Origin of the sequence: Aminobacter sp. NyZ550 (genome assembly GCF_025628925.2) — a bacterium.
GTDB classification, from domain to species: Bacteria; Pseudomonadota; Alphaproteobacteria; order Rhizobiales; family Rhizobiaceae; genus Aminobacter; species Aminobacter ciceronei.
On the sequence record NZ_CP114190.1, the window covers coordinates 231,839 to 245,138 of the forward strand.

Consider the following 13,300-nt stretch of genomic DNA (forward strand, 5'->3'; position numbering starts at 1 on the left):
CCCCTGCGACCGGCCGGTGGGACAATGTCTCAACTCTTATGTGTTCGGTTTACAATTTGTTAGGGGCGCTGCCTCGTTTGCGACCAATCGTCATTTTAGCAACCGCTCATTAACCGACACACGTCATCCTTTTTCTACGCATCGGGGACTACCACTGTGAAAAGTATCGTCGCGCTGATCGCGCTATCGGCGTCGTTTGCCTGTACGCTTGCTGCCCAGGCCGGAACGACCATGGAGACCAAGGGTAAGGCTTTTGCGCCGCCCGCATTCGCCTCGTTCTGCGGCCGTGAGCCGGGCCTGTGCAGCACATCCGGCGGCAGCAAGGTTGTTGCCTTGCACGCCGACCTCAAGTCCGAGCTCAAGCAGATCAACCGCGCCGTCAATTCGCGCATCAAGGAACGCAACGATATCGGCGATGACTGGCGCGTGCCGGTTTCATCAGGCGATTGCGAGGATTTCGCGATCCTGAAGAAGCGCGAATTGCTGAAGCGCGGCTGGCCCGGTTCGGCGTTGCTTTTGACGGTGGCGCGCTACCGCGGCCAGGGCCACACGGTGCTGACGGTGCGCACCAACGAGGGCGACCTGATCCTGGACAACCTGACCAGTTCGGTCCGCGACTGGTCCAGCACGCCCTACAATTATTTCGCGCGCCAGGCTCAGGGCAACGGCCGAAGCTGGGAACGCATCGGCGGCGCCAAGCCGGTCACCTCAACCGCCGTGGGCGGCTGACCCAACCGAACCTCTCCGCTCTAGCAGGATGGTCGGCTCACCGTGATAGGTGGTCCGGCCGGTCTCGCGGTAGCCGTTCTTCTCGGCGACCCGCAACGACGCACCGTTTGCCGGATCGATGATGCAGACGGTAGGGCCGGCAAAGCGGCTGTCGGCCCAGCGCACGAACGCCGCGACCGTCTCGCTGGCGATGCCCTTGCCGTGCATGTCAGCGACAAAACCCCAGCCGGCCTCAGGGATACCTTCTATCGAAGGCGTGATGTCACGCTTGAGATCGTGGAAACCCGCTTCGCCGATGAAGCGGCCCGTCGCCTTTTCCTCGATCGCCCAGAAACCGTAGCCAATCAGCGACCATGAACCGGCATGACGGAGGAAACGCTGCCAGCTTTCCTCGCGTGTGCGCGGCTTGGCGATGAAGCGCGTGACGACCGGATCGGCCCACATCCCGGCATAGGCATCGAAGTCTTCAAGCCGATGCGGCCGCAGCACCGTTCGCTCGGTCTCGATGACGGGAATGTCGGCAAGGGAAAAGGCGGCCATCGTCGATCTCCATGGACAATGGCAGCGGGTCTAGCACAGATGGCCGGCAGAACAGCAGGCCAGAACCCAGTGACGCTGTCCGCCAGTGGCCAACCTGTCCTAGTCCGAGAAATGGAACGGCCCGGGCTTCCTCGTGGGGTCTTATCCGAAACCGTCCCTGCTTTCAGAACCATGCTCTAACCGTGCCAGGCCATCCGCATATAGACGTCGCCACGATCGAGCTCATCCAGCATCTGGTCGAGCCGCTTGCGGCGGGTCGTCGCCAGCTTGGCGCGATCGATCCAGCCAAGATAATCATTGCGCTGGTAGTCTGGCCGCCCCTCATAGGCGCCGACCAAGCCACGCGAGACGAGCTCGTTGCGGATCCAGTCGGGCATCAGATTGATCTGTCGTGTCAGCGCCATGGTTGAAACGTGTATTTCCTCAGTCTCTTCGTCAATTCGACAAGTGACAGACAGCTGACATTTGCTGACATCTGCCTCGTCATATGCTTGCCCTACGTCCGTTGCTAAGGTGCCGCGGTCGAGTCGCATCACGAGGCACTGATGACTGACCTTATCCTGACCATCATTCACCACCTCCTGGCATTCTCCCTTGCGGGCGTGCTCGCTGCCGAGGTGATACTGGTTCGCCCCGGGCTCGGCCGGCGCAATCTCGCACTGCTCGGACGCATCGACGCGGTCTATGGTGGACTTGCAGCACTGCTGGTGCTCATCGGCGCGTCACGTGTCTATTTCGGACTGAAGGGCTGGGAGTTCTATATCTACAACCCGACCTTCTGGGCCAAGATGGTGGCGTTCGCGGCCGTAGGCCTGCTGTCGATCGCACCCACGATCCGTATCGCGCGCTGGCGTGGCGCCGGCGGTGGCGAGGCTTATGTCGTCCCGGATGCCGAGATTGCCAGGGTGCGCAACTTCCTCAAGGCCGAGATCGCCGTGTTCGCGCTGATCCCGATATTTGCGGCGGCGATGGCGCGCGGCTACTGAGCCGCCACTTCGGCTTCGGCGACCTCGATCGGGTCGATGTCGTCGAGAGGCACCAGCGGCGCCGGTTCGCTGGTCGACTTGTCAGGCGACTTGCAGATATCGGCGATGACGCAACGCCAGCAGTCGGGCTTGCGTGCCTTGCAGACATAACGGCCATGCAGGATCAGCCAGTGATGGGCATGGCGCATGAACTCGTCAGGGATGATCCTGACCAGCGTATCTTCGACCTGCTCGGGCGTCTTGCCAGGCGCCAGACCGATGCGGTTGCCGATGCGCAATATGTGGGTGTCGACGGCCATGGTGTGTTGGCCGAAGGCCATGTTGAGCACGACATTGGCGGTCTTGCGGCCAACGCCGGGCAGCTCGACGAGCTGGCCGCGGTCGTCGGGCACCGCACCACCATGATCACGGATCAGCACCTCGGACAGGGCGATCACGTTCTTGGCCTTGTTGCGCCACAGACCGATGGTGCGGATGTGCTGGCCCACGATTTCCTCCCCCAGTGCCAGCATCTTCTCGGGCGTGTCGGCGATGGCAAACAGCGCGCGCGTCGCCTTGTTGACGCCGGCGTCGGTCGCCTGCGCCGACAGCACCACCGCAACCAAAAGCGTGAACGCGTTGACGTGTTCGAGCTCGCCCTTCGGCTCCGGCCGCTGGACCGAAAAGCGGCGGAAGATCTCGTGCACTTCGGCCGCCGAATAGAGTGAACGGCGGCGCGTGGCGCGCGGTTTGGCTGCGGCACCGGACGTGCGGCCTTTCGGCAGGGCCTTGGCCTTATCTTTAGGCTTGGGGTTTTTCATCGCCCCTCTATAATTGTCAGGCATGAGCGAGACAAACGCCACTTTTGCCGCCGACGAGCCATTCTTCAAAGCGTTGCTTCTGCCGCACCGCTCGCTCGGGCACACCGGATTCATGATCCTGATGGGTACGCTGACCTTTGGCTGCATGGTCACCGGCGCCATATTTCTCAGCCACGGTGCCTGGCCGATCTTCGGCTTCCTCGGCCTCGACGTCGTAGCCCTTTATGTCGCCTTCCGCCTCAATTATCGCGCCGCGCGCGCCCGAGAGGAGGTCAGCGTCTCCCGCACCAGCCTCGACATCCTCAAGACCGCCCCGTCGGGCAAGTCGGAGCAATACCATTTCAATCCGTTCTGGGCGCGATTCGCAGTTTCCCGTCATGACGAGATCGGCATCACCGGCATGGCGGTCGAGACGCGTGACAACAGCGTGGCGATCGGAAGTTTCCTCAACCCCGATGACCGCGAGAGCTTTGCCACGGCCTTTTCGCGGGCTCTTGCAACCGCAAGGAGCAGATGAGCAGGAATCGGGTGGGAAATACCCACAGCCAACGCGACATTGGCGTCCAAGGAGATCAAGCCATGAACGCCCAGACGCAAATGAAACCTGTCGCCACGCTGCAGCACGACATCACGCCGACCGGTTCGGAGTATGAGACTGTGCGCCGGGTAATCGAAAAAATCAGCCTCGACTATCGCGACCAGCCGTCGCTCGAGACGCTGGCCGCCGAGGTCGGCGAGACACCGACAAGCTTGCAGAAGCTGTTCAGCCGTTGGGCCGGCCTGTCGCCGAAAGCCTTCCTGCAGGCGGTGACGCTCGACCACGCCCGCAAGCTGCTCGACGACGGCCTGCCGCTGCTCGAAACCTCATTCGAGGTCGGCATGTCGGGGCCGGGCCGCCTGCACGACCTGTTCGTCACCCATGAGGCGATGTCGCCGGGTGACTACAAGACACGCGGCGCCGGGCTCACCATCCGCTACGGCTTTCACATCTCGCCCTTCGGCGTGGCGCTTGTCATGGTCACCGCCCGCGGCCTCGCCGGCCTGTCCTTCAACGACGCCGGCGAAGAGCGCGCCGCCTTCGCCGACATGTCCGGCCGCTGGCCGAACGCCACCTATGTCGAGGACATGAGTGCGACGGCCCCTTATGCCGCACACATCTTCGACCCGACGCGCTGGCGCCAGGATCAGCCCTTGCGCGTGGTCATGATCGGCTCCGACTTCCAGGTGCGGGTGTGGGAGGCGCTGCTCAAGATCCCGATGGGTCGGGCCTGCAGCTATTCTGCGATCGCCTCGGAAGTTGGCTCGCCCAAGGCAAGCCGGGCGGTTGGCGCTGCCGTCGGAGCCAACCCGCTGTCGTTCGTCGTGCCTTGCCACCGGGCGCTTGGAAAGTCGGGCGCGCTGACCGGCTACCACTGGGGCCTGACACGCAAGCGGGCTATTCTGGGCTGGGAGGCGGGGCAGCTGACCGCTGCGGACGCGAAAACAGCCGTGGCCCGAACAGGTTGATGCACAGACCGGCGATGACAAGGCTGGAAGCCACCAGCTTCCAGTCCTGCAGCGGCTCGCCCAGCAGCACCGCCGAACCGAGGAAACCGAACACCGGCACCAGCAAGGTGAAGGGCGCAACGGTCGAAACCGGATAGCGCGCCAGGAGCCCGCTCCAGGCCGCGAAGCCGAACAGCGTGGAGAGATAGACGATATAGGCGATCGAGCCGACCGACGCCCAGTCGAGCCCGGTGAAGCTGCTGACGAAATGCTCGGGGTCGAGGACCAGCGCCACGACCAGCAGCGGCGGCAAGGCGAAGAGGCTGCCCCAGACGACGAGGCCGAGCACGTTGGGTGCCGTGGCGGCACGCTGCGAAATCTGCTTGGAAACGACGTTGCCGCCGCCCCAGGCAGCAGCCGCTGCGATCAGCAGCAATAATCCGACCATGGTCACGTCACCACCGACATGCAGCCCAACCAGCCCGACGCCGCCAAACGCCAGCGCAGCGCCGGCCAACTGCCAGGGTGTCGGCCGCTCGCCGAGCAGGATCATCGACAGGCCGATGGTGAAGAACACCTGCAACTGCAGGATCAGCGACGACAGCCCCGCACTCATGCCGATCTTCATCCCCGTGAACAGCAAGCCGAACTGCAACGCAAAAATCAGCAGGCCATAGGTAGCGATCATCGACAGCGGCACGTTCGGGCGCTTGATGAAGAAGACCCACGGGAAGGCAGCCAGGAAGAAGCGGGCGACGCCGAGGGCCAGTGGCGACACCTGCTTGAGGCCGATTTTGATGATGGCGAAGTTGACGCCCCAGATCAGAACAATGCTCAGGGCGAGCAGCAGATGGCGCGGGCGCATGCTTCAATTTTCCTGACGCTATCGATCAAATATTTGAATTTATTGACTTTTTATCCTATACGATGATGACCCGGAGGGAAAGACCTGCCCATTGCGCCGGCTTCGGGTTTCATCTCTGATCACGGTCGATCGCACTCGTTGGCGAGAAGTGCGTTGAGGCGGCTGATGGACTATTGGTTGGTGGAGCGGCATGATCCGCAGATTCGGAAGGAACGCCCATGCCTGCAAAATTTGAAAACACGACCAACACACCGAACCTGATCAACGTGCATATCAACGCGTTGGAGCCGGGGAACCTTATTGTTCGTCTTGAGTATGTGACCTCCCAGGATCATATCGAGCGGGTTCGTCGTGGAGAGGCCACGGCTGAGAGTGTGGAACTTCTGATAAAGCCGCACCAGGCACGGAAAATCGCAGAAGGCCTCGTCCGCCAGGCGGACCTGATCGAAGCGTCAAAGCAACCCAGTGGCGGCTCCAAGCAGTAGCACCAATCTGCAAATGATGACGGCCCGCCTCCGGCGGTGACGAAATCGTGTTCTCGTCTTGGCTCCTTGAAGGTATCGAGTTCCAGGCGACGCTTTTCAAGCTCAATCTAATCAGCTGGTTCGCCAATCTTCATTGGTTGGTTGAGCTTGGCCAACTCGCGCCCGCTGCTGTTGGGTCAACTGCGGGCCTGACGCCGCATAAGCTCGTATGCTTGTGCTGCGCGCCATGGCGAGATTATATCAGCCATCGATCATATTGTTTGAAAGAGACTGCGGCAAAATCTCGCCATGCTTAGTCGATGAGCATATTCTTGCTGCTGTGGACCATAGTCACCTCACGGCTGGTTCAACCGTAACGCACAGATACTTGACGGGATGGCCGCTCAATTCGAGCAAATAATTTGCTGCGACAAAACAATTTATGAAATATACTTTCATTCAACACAGCAAACGAGATTGACGCCGTGTCGAAAATCTCGAATTCATGTAGAATAAATTATATGCATACAAACGAACTTTTGGTCAGAGTTTGGCGTTAATATCAAATTAACCATACTGGATCACCGTCGCCTCCAGGACAGATGCATTTTTTTGCGGTCCCGGAGAGCAGAATGAAATACTGCATTCTCACTGCAGGTCTTGCCGTAGCGGCTTACTCTATTGCCCAGCCGGCGCTCGCGGCCACCGGCAACGTCACCTTCAACGGCACTGTCGCGGCAATCTGCACGCTGGTCGTCACCAACGGCAGCGGCACGATGACGGTGAGCCCAGACCTGCAATCGTTGAGCTCGCACAATGCCGGCGGCGTGGCCGGCACTATCACGGCCACCACAACGGGCAATGTCGCGATCAGCATTGGCGCGCCAACTGCAATCACCGTGCCGCCGGCCGATGTCACCCCGATCACCTGGGCGCCGACCTATTCGGTGGCAGGTGCCCATACGGTTGCGGAAACAGGGGCCTCCTCCAACCTGTCGACGCCCGGCGTCGACACCGTCACCGTCCACCTCACCGGCACCAAGACCGGCTCCGACATCTTCGCCGCCGGCAACTATTCGGCCACCGTCACGGTCACATGCCAGTAACGCCTGCGCAGACAGGAAAGACAGGGAGAGCTTGATGCTACGCAGTCTGGCAATTCCATTTCTCGGAATGGGTCTGGCGGCCAGCCCCGCGTCCGCACAGTCTATGTCGCCGATGCGCGGCGAAGTGACGAGTTTCACCGATGCCTTCGCTGTGCGGGTGTTTCCATCCAACCCCTACAACAAGAAGATCCGGATCGATGTCCGGGTCTACGACCAGAACTTCCAGCCGGTCGACGCCAAGATAGCGCCCGACAGTTTCATGCTGGGGGCAGAGGCGTCACGACCGGTCCTCGTGGTCGTGCCGTTCGACGGCAACAATGAGCGTAAAGTGCGTATATGTACGGAAAGTGTGCCATTTCCAAATGAACAGACGCAGATCAAGGCTCAAATATGCGGAAAATTCCTCGGACAGCGGCGTTTCTGACGCTCACGAGCCTCGCCGCATTGACGCCTTGCGCGTCCTGGGCAGAGGACGTCTACAATCTCAACCAGAACCAGAGCGGCTTCTCCTTGCCGGGCGTGACATTGCCGCAAGGCCAGGACGAGGTGCGCGCCGCGGATGGCACGACCTGCCGTTCGGCCGTATCGGGCAGCGGCGCCTATCTCGATGTCGGCGTGATCCAGGGCAACAACCGCGAGAACAACGACATCGCCACTTATGGCCGCGTCGTCATCCCGATCGGGCGCACGCCGAAACGGCTCGACTGCTCCAAACTTTATGAGCTCGAAGTGGCGCGGCTGCAGATGGAGCTGAAGCTGCTCAAGATGGGGCTGGGTGCACCCGGCGGAGGCGATGTCACCGGCTCGGTGCAGCATTCCAAGGCGGGCTGGGCAGACAGCGGCTGGACCGATGGCAAGACGCCGCCACCAAAACAGACGGGGCAGTGACCATGCGCGCCGGCGCTTCTGTCCTGGGGATCTTGAGCCTCTGGCTCACCGCTGCGCCTGCGCAGGCGGCGATCATCGGCACCTGCACCATCAACGTCCAGACAACGGGCACGCTGTCGCCCAATCCGACGATCAATGTCTTCGGCTCCAGCCAGGCCGGGGGCTCGGCCGCCTCGGTGACAGTGACAACCAGCTCGCTATTGTGCTCGATCCTGAACCTGCTCGACTGCTATGGCCTGTCGGCACCCGCCCCGGTCAACTTCCTCTCGGCGCCAAGCGGCGGCGATGCCAACGTGACCTTCGCCTCCACCTACACGGTGGATAGTGTGACTTATGGCGGCAGCACGATCACGCGGGTGTCAAACGGAACCAGGATCATCCCGGTGAACCTGACAGCCACCAAGTCGACCGGCATATTCCCGGCCGGCACCTACCAGGCCCAGGTCGTCTTCCGCTGCGAATGACCAGGCACCATCTGGCAAGCGACCGCGACACAATGTAGTTTCCGGCTGACTTTTCAGGAGACTGCCGTGATCACCGTTGTCGGATCCATCAACCTCGACCTCATCGCAACCGTCGGCCGCCTGCCCGGCCCGGGCGAGACCGTACCCGGCGGCGACTTCAAGTCGGCGCCCGGTGGCAAGGGCGCCAACCAGGCGCTTGCCGCCGCACGCGCGGGCGCTGAGGTGCGCATGGTCGGCGCGGTCGGCAAGGATGCCTTCGCCGGCGAGGCCGTCGCCTTCCTCAAAAGCGGCGGCGTCGACCTTTCCGGCGTGGCCGAGATCCAGGCCGCCACAGGCATCGCATTGATCCTTGTCGGCGGTGACGGCGAGAACATGATCGCGGTGGTGCCGGGGGCCAACGGTTCGGTGGTGCCGGGCGATCTCGCCAAGGCACAGTTCAAGAAGGGCGACATCGTGCTCCTGCAGCACGAGATCCCGCTTGCGACCGTCGACGCGGCGCTTGAGGCGGCACGCAGTGCCGGCGCCGTGACCATACTGAACACCGCCCCCTTCCGCGCCGAGGCGGCAAGCTTCGTCGGCAAGGCCGACTATGTCATAGCCAATGAAACCGAATTCGACCTCTACGCCGAGGCGCTTTCGCTGCCCGCGGGCGAACGGCCGGAGCGGATGGGCGAATTCGCCCGGAGCACCGGCGCCACTGTCATCGTCACGCTCGGCGGGGATGGTGTCCTGGCGGCAAGGGGCGACGAGCTCATCCATGTCGAGGCGCTAAAGATTACCCCTGTCGACACCGTCGGTGCCGGCGACACCTTCTGCGGTTATCTCGCTGCCGGCCTGTCCGCGGGACTCGACCTCAAGGACGCGCTCCGCCGCGCCGCCGCCGCCGGATCGCTCGCTTGCCTGAAGCCAGGCGCCCAGCCGGCGATCCCGCTGGCCGCCGAGGTGGACACAGCACTCATGGGTTGAGTTCCGCCCACTAGACACGCAAAAACTTCGCGTGCTTAGTGTCGGGCGACCGCCGGAGGAACGGAACATGTCGCTTGAACTCTACGCCGCCTATGTCGTCGCCTGCATCGTCATCGTGCTGATACCGGGGCCGACGGTCACGCTGATCATCGCGTCCAGCATCAGGCATGGCACGCGCGCCGGCCTCGCCAACGCCGCCGGCACGCAGATCGGCGTCGCCATGATGATCGCCATCGTCGGCATCGGCCTCAACCAGATGATCGAGGCGATGGGGCACTGGTTCGAGTGGGTCCGGCTTTTGGGCGCCGCCTATCTGATCTGGCTCGGCATTCAGATGTTCCGCTCGGGAGGCGAGCTCGCCGCCGACGGCACGCCCAGGCGGCCGCGCGGAGGCTTTTTCCTGCAGGGCTTCCTGGTTGCGATCAGCAACCCCAAGACGTTGATCTTCTTCGGCGCCTTCATCCCGCAGTTCATCGACCCGAGCGCCAACTACGCCCAACAGATCGTCATCATGGGCGTCACCGCGATGGTCTTCGCGGCGATGTCGGATTCGGCCTACGCGATTGCCGCAGGCCGCGCCGGCAAGTTCCTGTCGGCCAAACGCCTCAAGCTGATGACCCGCATCTCGGGCACGTTCCTTGTCGGCGGCGGCGTCTGGCTGGCGTTTTCGCGGACGCGGTAGATCTTTCGCCAGATCGGCAATGCGAAAGGGGCGGCCATGTGCCGCCCCTTCTTCCTCCAAACATTGGCAGCTTCACAGCCGGCCGAGGCGCTCGACGAGCAGCGCGAAGAAGCCGTCATGGTCGATGTCGCGCATCACCATGGCGTTCTTCGGACGCTTGGTGACGCCCCACCAGTCGATGACGGTCATGCCCATGGTCAGCTCCGAGGAGGTTTCCACTGTCACATTGCAGTGGCGGCCCTGGAACAGCTCCGGCTTGAGAAGGTAAGCAATGACGCACGGATCATGCAGCGGGCCGCCGTCGGTGCCGTATTTGCCTTCGTCATAGCGTTCGAAGAATTCAAGCATCTGCGCCGTGGCAAGGCCGACCTTGGTGCCGAGTTTGCGGAAGGCGTCGATGCGCTTGGTCGTGGTCAGCGCCTTGTGGGTGACGTCGAGCGGCATCATGACGATCGGCACGCCCGAGCGGAACACCACGTCGGCCGCATGCGGATCGACATAGATGTTGAACTCGGCGGCAGGGGTGACGTTGCCGCCTTCGAAGAAGCCGCCGCCCATCAAGACGATCTCCTTGATACGTGGGGCGATCCTGGGTTCGCGGATGAGGGCGAGCGCGACGTTGGTGAGCGGGCCGAGCGGACACAAAGTGATGGTGCCGGCTTCCTCGCGCATCAGCGTCTCGACGAGGTAGTCGACGGCATGCTGTTCCTGCAGCTTCATTGTGGGTTCGGGCAGGTCGGGGCCGTTCAGACCGGTCTTGCCGTGCACTTCCTCGGCGGTGACCAGTTCGCGGATCAGCGGCCTGATGGCGCCGGAATAGACCTTGATGTCGGGACGGCCTGCCAGCTCGCAGATCTTGCGGGCATTGTTTTCGGTCAGCTTGAGCGGCACGTTGCCGGCGACAGCGGTAATTCCCAGAATGTCGAGCTCGGAGCTCCCCAGCGCCAGCAGAATGGCGACGGCATCGTCCTGACCGGGGTCAGTGTCGATGATTATCTTGCGCGGTACGGGCATTTTCTTTCCTTGTTGGGCAGTTTTTTGCAGTCTTGAAGTTGCCGACGGCGCGGACCATATCAACAACAGACGGGAAAATGCCATCCGGGTTTTTCCGCATTATGTCGCTCTCGGAGGACAAGCTGTAACATGAGCCGTATGACGCCCTTCTCAAGCCCGCTTCTCCTGGGCTTCGACACGATGGAAAAGACGCTGGAGCGCCTTGCCAAGTCGGGCGACAGCTACCCGCCCTACAACATCGAACGCATCAGGGATGCCGATGAACGGAGCGAGAGGCTGCGGATCACGCTTGCGGTCGCCGGTTTCGCCGAAAACGATCTCGAAGTCACCGTCGAGGAGAATCAGCTCATCGTGCGCGGTCGACAGAGCGACGACAAGGAGCGCGAGTTCCTGCATCGCGGTATCGCCTCACGACAGTTCCAACGCTGCTTCGTGCTGGCCGACGGGATGCGGGTGATTGCGGCCGATCTGAAGAACGGTCTGCTCTCGGTCGATCTCGACCGGCCGGAAGCCGAGCGACTGGTACGGAAAATAAACATATCGGTAGCAGACTAAGCACTGCCGATGGCTCTCATGCGGGATGGCCAATACGGCATCCTGGCTAGAAGGAGGCTACAATGCCCAATACTGCCCAGAGACACACGATGACCACGGGCGAGCTCGCCCATCTCGGCGAAGGCTCCGTCGCCTATCTCAGGAAGGTATCCAGCGACGATCTGCGCGGCCGTTTCCCAGGCCTGACCGAGATCGATCCCGGCCTCGAGTTGTGGGCGCTGTTTGCCGCGACCGGCGAACCGATCCTGTTGTCCGATGCCCGTGACCGCGCGCTTGCGGGTGCGATGGAAAACGACCTGACGACCGTAGCCATCCACTAACCTGTAGCCCGCGCTTTCGGCCGGCGACAGGATGGCGAAACGGCAAAGGGCCGCAAGATGCGGCCCTTCCCAAACTTTTCCGAAAAATCGAAATCAGGCGGCGTGCGAAGCCGGCGTTTCCGACAGCAGCGCGTGGATCGCCGCCGCATCACGCGTGCCGCGAATCTTGGCGACCGTATCGGCGTCGCGCAGCACGCGTGCAATGCGCGACAGCGCCTTGAGATGGTCGGCTCCCGCCCCTTCGGGGGCCAGCAGCAGGAAGACCAGATCGACCGGCTGGTCGTCCAGCGCCTCGAAATCGACGGGCGTTTCCAGACGCGCAAAAACGCCGGTGATGCGCTTTACGCCTGCGAGCTTTCCATGCGGGATGGCGATGCCATTGCCGACACCCGTCGAGCCAAGACGCTCGCGCTGAAGGATGGTGTCGAACACCTCCCGCTCGGGGATACCGGAAATCGATGCGGCCCTTTCGGCGAGAAGTTGCAGAAGCTGCTTCTTCGAATTCGCCTTCAAGGCCGGCATGATTGCCGGAGCCTCGATCAGATCACTCAGATCCATGCTGAAATTCCCTTGCTGTGCTCACCGCCGCATTGCCCCAAAACCCCACATGCGGTGGCGGCTACTATCCCTGGGCGACCTTTGCGGTCGAGGGATCTATCCAGCCGATGTTTCCATCAGACCGGCGGTAGACGATGTTGAGGTGCTCATTGCCGGCATTGCGGAAGACCACAACAGGGCTATCCTTGGTGTCGAGTTCGATGACGGCCGATGCAACCGACATCGTCTTCAGAACCATCGTCGACTCGGCAACGATGGCGGGCGCGAAATCTTCGGGCACATCCTCGTCGTCATCGACGAGCGCTGCGACCACCGAATAGGCGACATCGGTCAATTCACCGTTGCCGGCGCCCAGATTGTGCGACTTCAGCCGGCGCTTGTAACGCCTCAGGCGAGTCTCGAGCTTGTCGGCCGCCGCGTCGAACGCGGCAGTCGGTTCCTGTGCGTCACCGGTCGCTTGCAACGACATGCCCGAATCGAGCCGTACCACACAATCGGCGGTGTAGCGCGAGCCGGCCTTCACGACGTTGACGTGCCCGGAGAAGCCGCGATCGAAATACTTGCCGATCGCTTCGCCGATACGTCCCTCAATGCGCGTACGAAACGCATCGCCGACGTCCATGTGTTTTCCTGATATGCGCAGGCTCATCTGAAAACTGACCTTTTCTGTTCAGACTTCAAACCGGTCCGAGTTTATACCCGTGGCAGATGCAAACAAGCGTTGGCTCGCCTGTCACACCAATTTTAAGTCCGAACTTGTCGGCTGATCTTGGGCCACCCGCCGGCAGCCGCAGGCTCGTGTCACAAGCCATCCTGTGCCGCATCTTTCCTTGGTGGGCTGAGCCCTCTTCATGCGGGCGGGCTTCTAGACACTTCAT

Annotated in this window: 20 protein-coding genes; 13 read left to right on the forward strand and 7 right to left on the reverse strand. The window is 62.0% G+C overall.

The annotated features are described in order from the left end of the window. Positions 1–156 precede the first annotated feature (156 nt). Positions 157–729: a transglutaminase-like cysteine peptidase gene (locus N7E70_RS01125; protein WP_067954824.1), complete on the forward strand. Its 573-nt coding sequence runs from the start codon at positions 157–159 to the stop codon at positions 727–729. Here N7E70_RS01125 and N7E70_RS01130 read toward each other — a convergent pair. After that, a complete protein-coding gene (locus N7E70_RS01130) occupies positions 709–1,269 on the reverse strand; it encodes a GNAT family N-acetyltransferase (protein ID WP_154384577.1) in 561 nt (186 codons plus the stop codon). The genes N7E70_RS01125 and N7E70_RS01130 overlap by 21 nt on opposite strands. Before the next feature lie 176 nt (positions 1,270–1,445). Continuing rightward, the gene (locus N7E70_RS01135; protein WP_263005226.1) at positions 1,446–1,673 is read right to left on the reverse strand and encodes a YdeI/OmpD-associated family protein; all 228 of its coding nucleotides are present in this window, start codon (positions 1,671–1,673) and stop codon (positions 1,446–1,448) included. A 141-nt stretch (positions 1,674–1,814) separates the two neighbouring features. Here N7E70_RS01135 and N7E70_RS01140 point away from each other — a divergent pair, with 141 nt between their 5' ends. Beyond that, positions 1,815–2,255 (forward strand): DUF2214 family protein, encoded by a 441-nt coding sequence (locus N7E70_RS01140; RefSeq protein ID WP_263005227.1) that lies wholly within the window; start codon positions 1,815–1,817, stop codon positions 2,253–2,255. Here N7E70_RS01140 and nth read toward each other — a convergent pair. Continuing rightward, the gene (gene nth, locus N7E70_RS01145; RefSeq protein WP_269441436.1) at positions 2,249–3,055 is read right to left on the reverse strand and encodes an endonuclease III; all 807 of its coding nucleotides are present in this window, start codon (positions 3,053–3,055) and stop codon (positions 2,249–2,251) included. The two genes, N7E70_RS01140 and nth, sit on opposite strands and share 7 nt — an antisense overlap. 22 nt (positions 3,056–3,077) lie before the next feature. On the opposite strand from nth, the gene N7E70_RS01150 reads away from it, so the two are divergent. After that, positions 3,078–3,572, forward strand: a complete 495-nt coding sequence (locus N7E70_RS01150; RefSeq protein WP_192319057.1) for a DUF2244 domain-containing protein — start codon at positions 3,078–3,080, stop codon at positions 3,570–3,572. 62 nt (positions 3,573–3,634) lie between these two features. Continuing rightward, positions 3,635–4,561: a methylated-DNA--[protein]-cysteine S-methyltransferase gene (locus N7E70_RS01155; RefSeq protein ID WP_263005332.1), complete on the forward strand. Its 927-nt coding sequence runs from the start codon at positions 3,635–3,637 to the stop codon at positions 4,559–4,561. Here the strand turns inward: N7E70_RS01155 and N7E70_RS01160 are convergent. Next, a complete protein-coding gene (locus N7E70_RS01160; protein ID WP_263005333.1) occupies positions 4,491–5,405 on the reverse strand; it encodes an EamA family transporter in 915 nt (304 codons plus the stop codon). The two genes, N7E70_RS01155 and N7E70_RS01160, sit on opposite strands and share 71 nt — an antisense overlap. A 218-nt stretch (positions 5,406–5,623) precedes the next feature. On the opposite strand from N7E70_RS01160, the gene N7E70_RS01165 reads away from it, so the two are divergent. The 7 genes from N7E70_RS01165 (at position 5,624) to N7E70_RS01195 (ending at position 9,975) form a co-directional block, all read left to right on the forward strand. Continuing rightward, positions 5,624–5,890 (forward strand): hypothetical protein, encoded by a 267-nt coding sequence (locus N7E70_RS01165; RefSeq protein WP_263005334.1) that lies wholly within the window; start codon positions 5,624–5,626, stop codon positions 5,888–5,890. A gap of 611 nt (positions 5,891–6,501) precedes the next feature. Further along, complete coding sequence (locus tag N7E70_RS01170; protein WP_263005335.1) at positions 6,502–6,975, forward strand: hypothetical protein; 474 nt, start codon at positions 6,502–6,504, stop codon at positions 6,973–6,975. 34 nt (positions 6,976–7,009) lie between these two features. Then, on the forward strand, positions 7,010–7,399 hold the full coding sequence (locus N7E70_RS01175; RefSeq protein WP_067954844.1) for a hypothetical protein: 390 nt from the start codon (positions 7,010–7,012) through the stop codon (positions 7,397–7,399). Next, positions 7,366–7,863 (forward strand): hypothetical protein, encoded by a 498-nt coding sequence (locus tag N7E70_RS01180; RefSeq protein WP_067954846.1) that lies wholly within the window; start codon positions 7,366–7,368, stop codon positions 7,861–7,863. Before N7E70_RS01175 ends, N7E70_RS01180 begins: the two co-directional genes overlap by 34 nt. Before the next feature lie 32 nt (positions 7,864–7,895). Continuing rightward, positions 7,896–8,327, forward strand: a complete 432-nt coding sequence (locus N7E70_RS01185; protein ID WP_246790358.1) for a hypothetical protein — start codon at positions 7,896–7,898, stop codon at positions 8,325–8,327. A 66-nt stretch (positions 8,328–8,393) separates the two neighbouring features. Further along, complete coding sequence (locus tag N7E70_RS01190; protein ID WP_067954849.1) at positions 8,394–9,293, forward strand: ribokinase; 900 nt, start codon at positions 8,394–8,396, stop codon at positions 9,291–9,293. Positions 9,294–9,360: 67 nt separating this feature from the next. Then, positions 9,361–9,975, forward strand: coding sequence for a LysE family translocator (locus N7E70_RS01195; RefSeq protein WP_067954851.1), 615 nt, complete (start codon positions 9,361–9,363; stop codon positions 9,973–9,975). Between the two features lie 72 nt (positions 9,976–10,047). Here N7E70_RS01195 and N7E70_RS01200 read toward each other — a convergent pair whose 3' ends face one another. Further along, positions 10,048–10,989, reverse strand: a complete 942-nt coding sequence (locus tag N7E70_RS01200) for a nucleoside hydrolase (RefSeq protein WP_263005336.1) — start codon at positions 10,987–10,989, stop codon at positions 10,048–10,050. 129 nt (positions 10,990–11,118) lie between these two features. Between N7E70_RS01200 and N7E70_RS01205 the strand changes: the two genes are divergently transcribed. Beyond that, a complete protein-coding gene (locus N7E70_RS01205) occupies positions 11,119–11,544 on the forward strand; it encodes an Hsp20 family protein (protein WP_154384569.1) in 426 nt (141 codons plus the stop codon). Positions 11,545–11,606: 62 nt separating this feature from the next. Then, positions 11,607–11,864 (forward strand): DUF1150 family protein, encoded by a 258-nt coding sequence (locus tag N7E70_RS01210; RefSeq protein WP_067954857.1) that lies wholly within the window; start codon positions 11,607–11,609, stop codon positions 11,862–11,864. 93 nt (positions 11,865–11,957) lie between these two features. Here N7E70_RS01210 and ptsN read toward each other — a convergent pair whose 3' ends face one another. After that, entirely contained in the window at positions 11,958–12,422 is a 465-nt protein-coding gene (gene ptsN, locus N7E70_RS01215; protein WP_067954859.1) for a PTS IIA-like nitrogen regulatory protein PtsN, read from the reverse strand. A gap of 64 nt (positions 12,423–12,486) precedes the next feature. Continuing rightward, a complete protein-coding gene (gene hpf, locus N7E70_RS01220; RefSeq protein WP_067954861.1) occupies positions 12,487–13,071 on the reverse strand; it encodes a ribosome hibernation-promoting factor, HPF/YfiA family in 585 nt (194 codons plus the stop codon). Between the last annotated feature and the right edge of the window lie 229 nt (positions 13,072–13,300).

What these genes read in the sequence shown, in the direction of transcription:
- N7E70_RS01150 (WP_192319057.1), top strand. Translation starts at nt 3,078, where the DNA reads ATGAGCGAGACAAACGCCACTTTTGCCGCCGACGAGCCATTCTTCAAA.
- nth (WP_269441436.1), bottom strand. Translation starts at nt 3,055, where the DNA reads ATGAAAAACCCCAAGCCTAAAGATAAGGCCAAGGCCCTGCCGAAAGGC.
- N7E70_RS01200 (WP_263005336.1), bottom strand. Translation starts at nt 10,989, where the DNA reads ATGCCCGTACCGCGCAAGATAATCATCGACACTGACCCCGGTCAGGAC.
- N7E70_RS01175 (WP_067954844.1), top strand. Translation starts at nt 7,010, where the DNA reads ATGCTACGCAGTCTGGCAATTCCATTTCTCGGAATGGGTCTGGCGGCC.
- N7E70_RS01210 (WP_067954857.1), top strand. Translation starts at nt 11,607, where the DNA reads ATGCCCAATACTGCCCAGAGACACACGATGACCACGGGCGAGCTCGCC.
- N7E70_RS01130 (WP_154384577.1), bottom strand. Translation starts at nt 1,269, where the DNA reads ATGGCCGCCTTTTCCCTTGCCGACATTCCCGTCATCGAGACCGAGCGA.
- N7E70_RS01180 (WP_067954846.1), top strand. Translation starts at nt 7,366, where the DNA reads ATGCGGAAAATTCCTCGGACAGCGGCGTTTCTGACGCTCACGAGCCTC.
- ptsN (WP_067954859.1), bottom strand. Translation starts at nt 12,422, where the DNA reads ATGGATCTGAGTGATCTGATCGAGGCTCCGGCAATCATGCCGGCCTTG.
- N7E70_RS01195 (WP_067954851.1), top strand. Translation starts at nt 9,361, where the DNA reads ATGTCGCTTGAACTCTACGCCGCCTATGTCGTCGCCTGCATCGTCATC.
- N7E70_RS01140 (WP_263005227.1), top strand. Translation starts at nt 1,815, where the DNA reads ATGACTGACCTTATCCTGACCATCATTCACCACCTCCTGGCATTCTCC.
- N7E70_RS01135 (WP_263005226.1), bottom strand. Translation starts at nt 1,673, where the DNA reads ATGGCGCTGACACGACAGATCAATCTGATGCCCGACTGGATCCGCAAC.
- N7E70_RS01155 (WP_263005332.1), top strand. Translation starts at nt 3,635, where the DNA reads ATGAACGCCCAGACGCAAATGAAACCTGTCGCCACGCTGCAGCACGAC.
- hpf (WP_067954861.1), bottom strand. Translation starts at nt 13,071, where the DNA reads ATGAGCCTGCGCATATCAGGAAAACACATGGACGTCGGCGATGCGTTT.
- N7E70_RS01170 (WP_263005335.1), top strand. Translation starts at nt 6,502, where the DNA reads ATGAAATACTGCATTCTCACTGCAGGTCTTGCCGTAGCGGCTTACTCT.
- N7E70_RS01160 (WP_263005333.1), bottom strand. Translation starts at nt 5,405, where the DNA reads ATGCGCCCGCGCCATCTGCTGCTCGCCCTGAGCATTGTTCTGATCTGG.
- N7E70_RS01165 (WP_263005334.1), top strand. Translation starts at nt 5,624, where the DNA reads ATGCCTGCAAAATTTGAAAACACGACCAACACACCGAACCTGATCAAC.
- N7E70_RS01205 (WP_154384569.1), top strand. Translation starts at nt 11,119, where the DNA reads ATGAGCCGTATGACGCCCTTCTCAAGCCCGCTTCTCCTGGGCTTCGAC.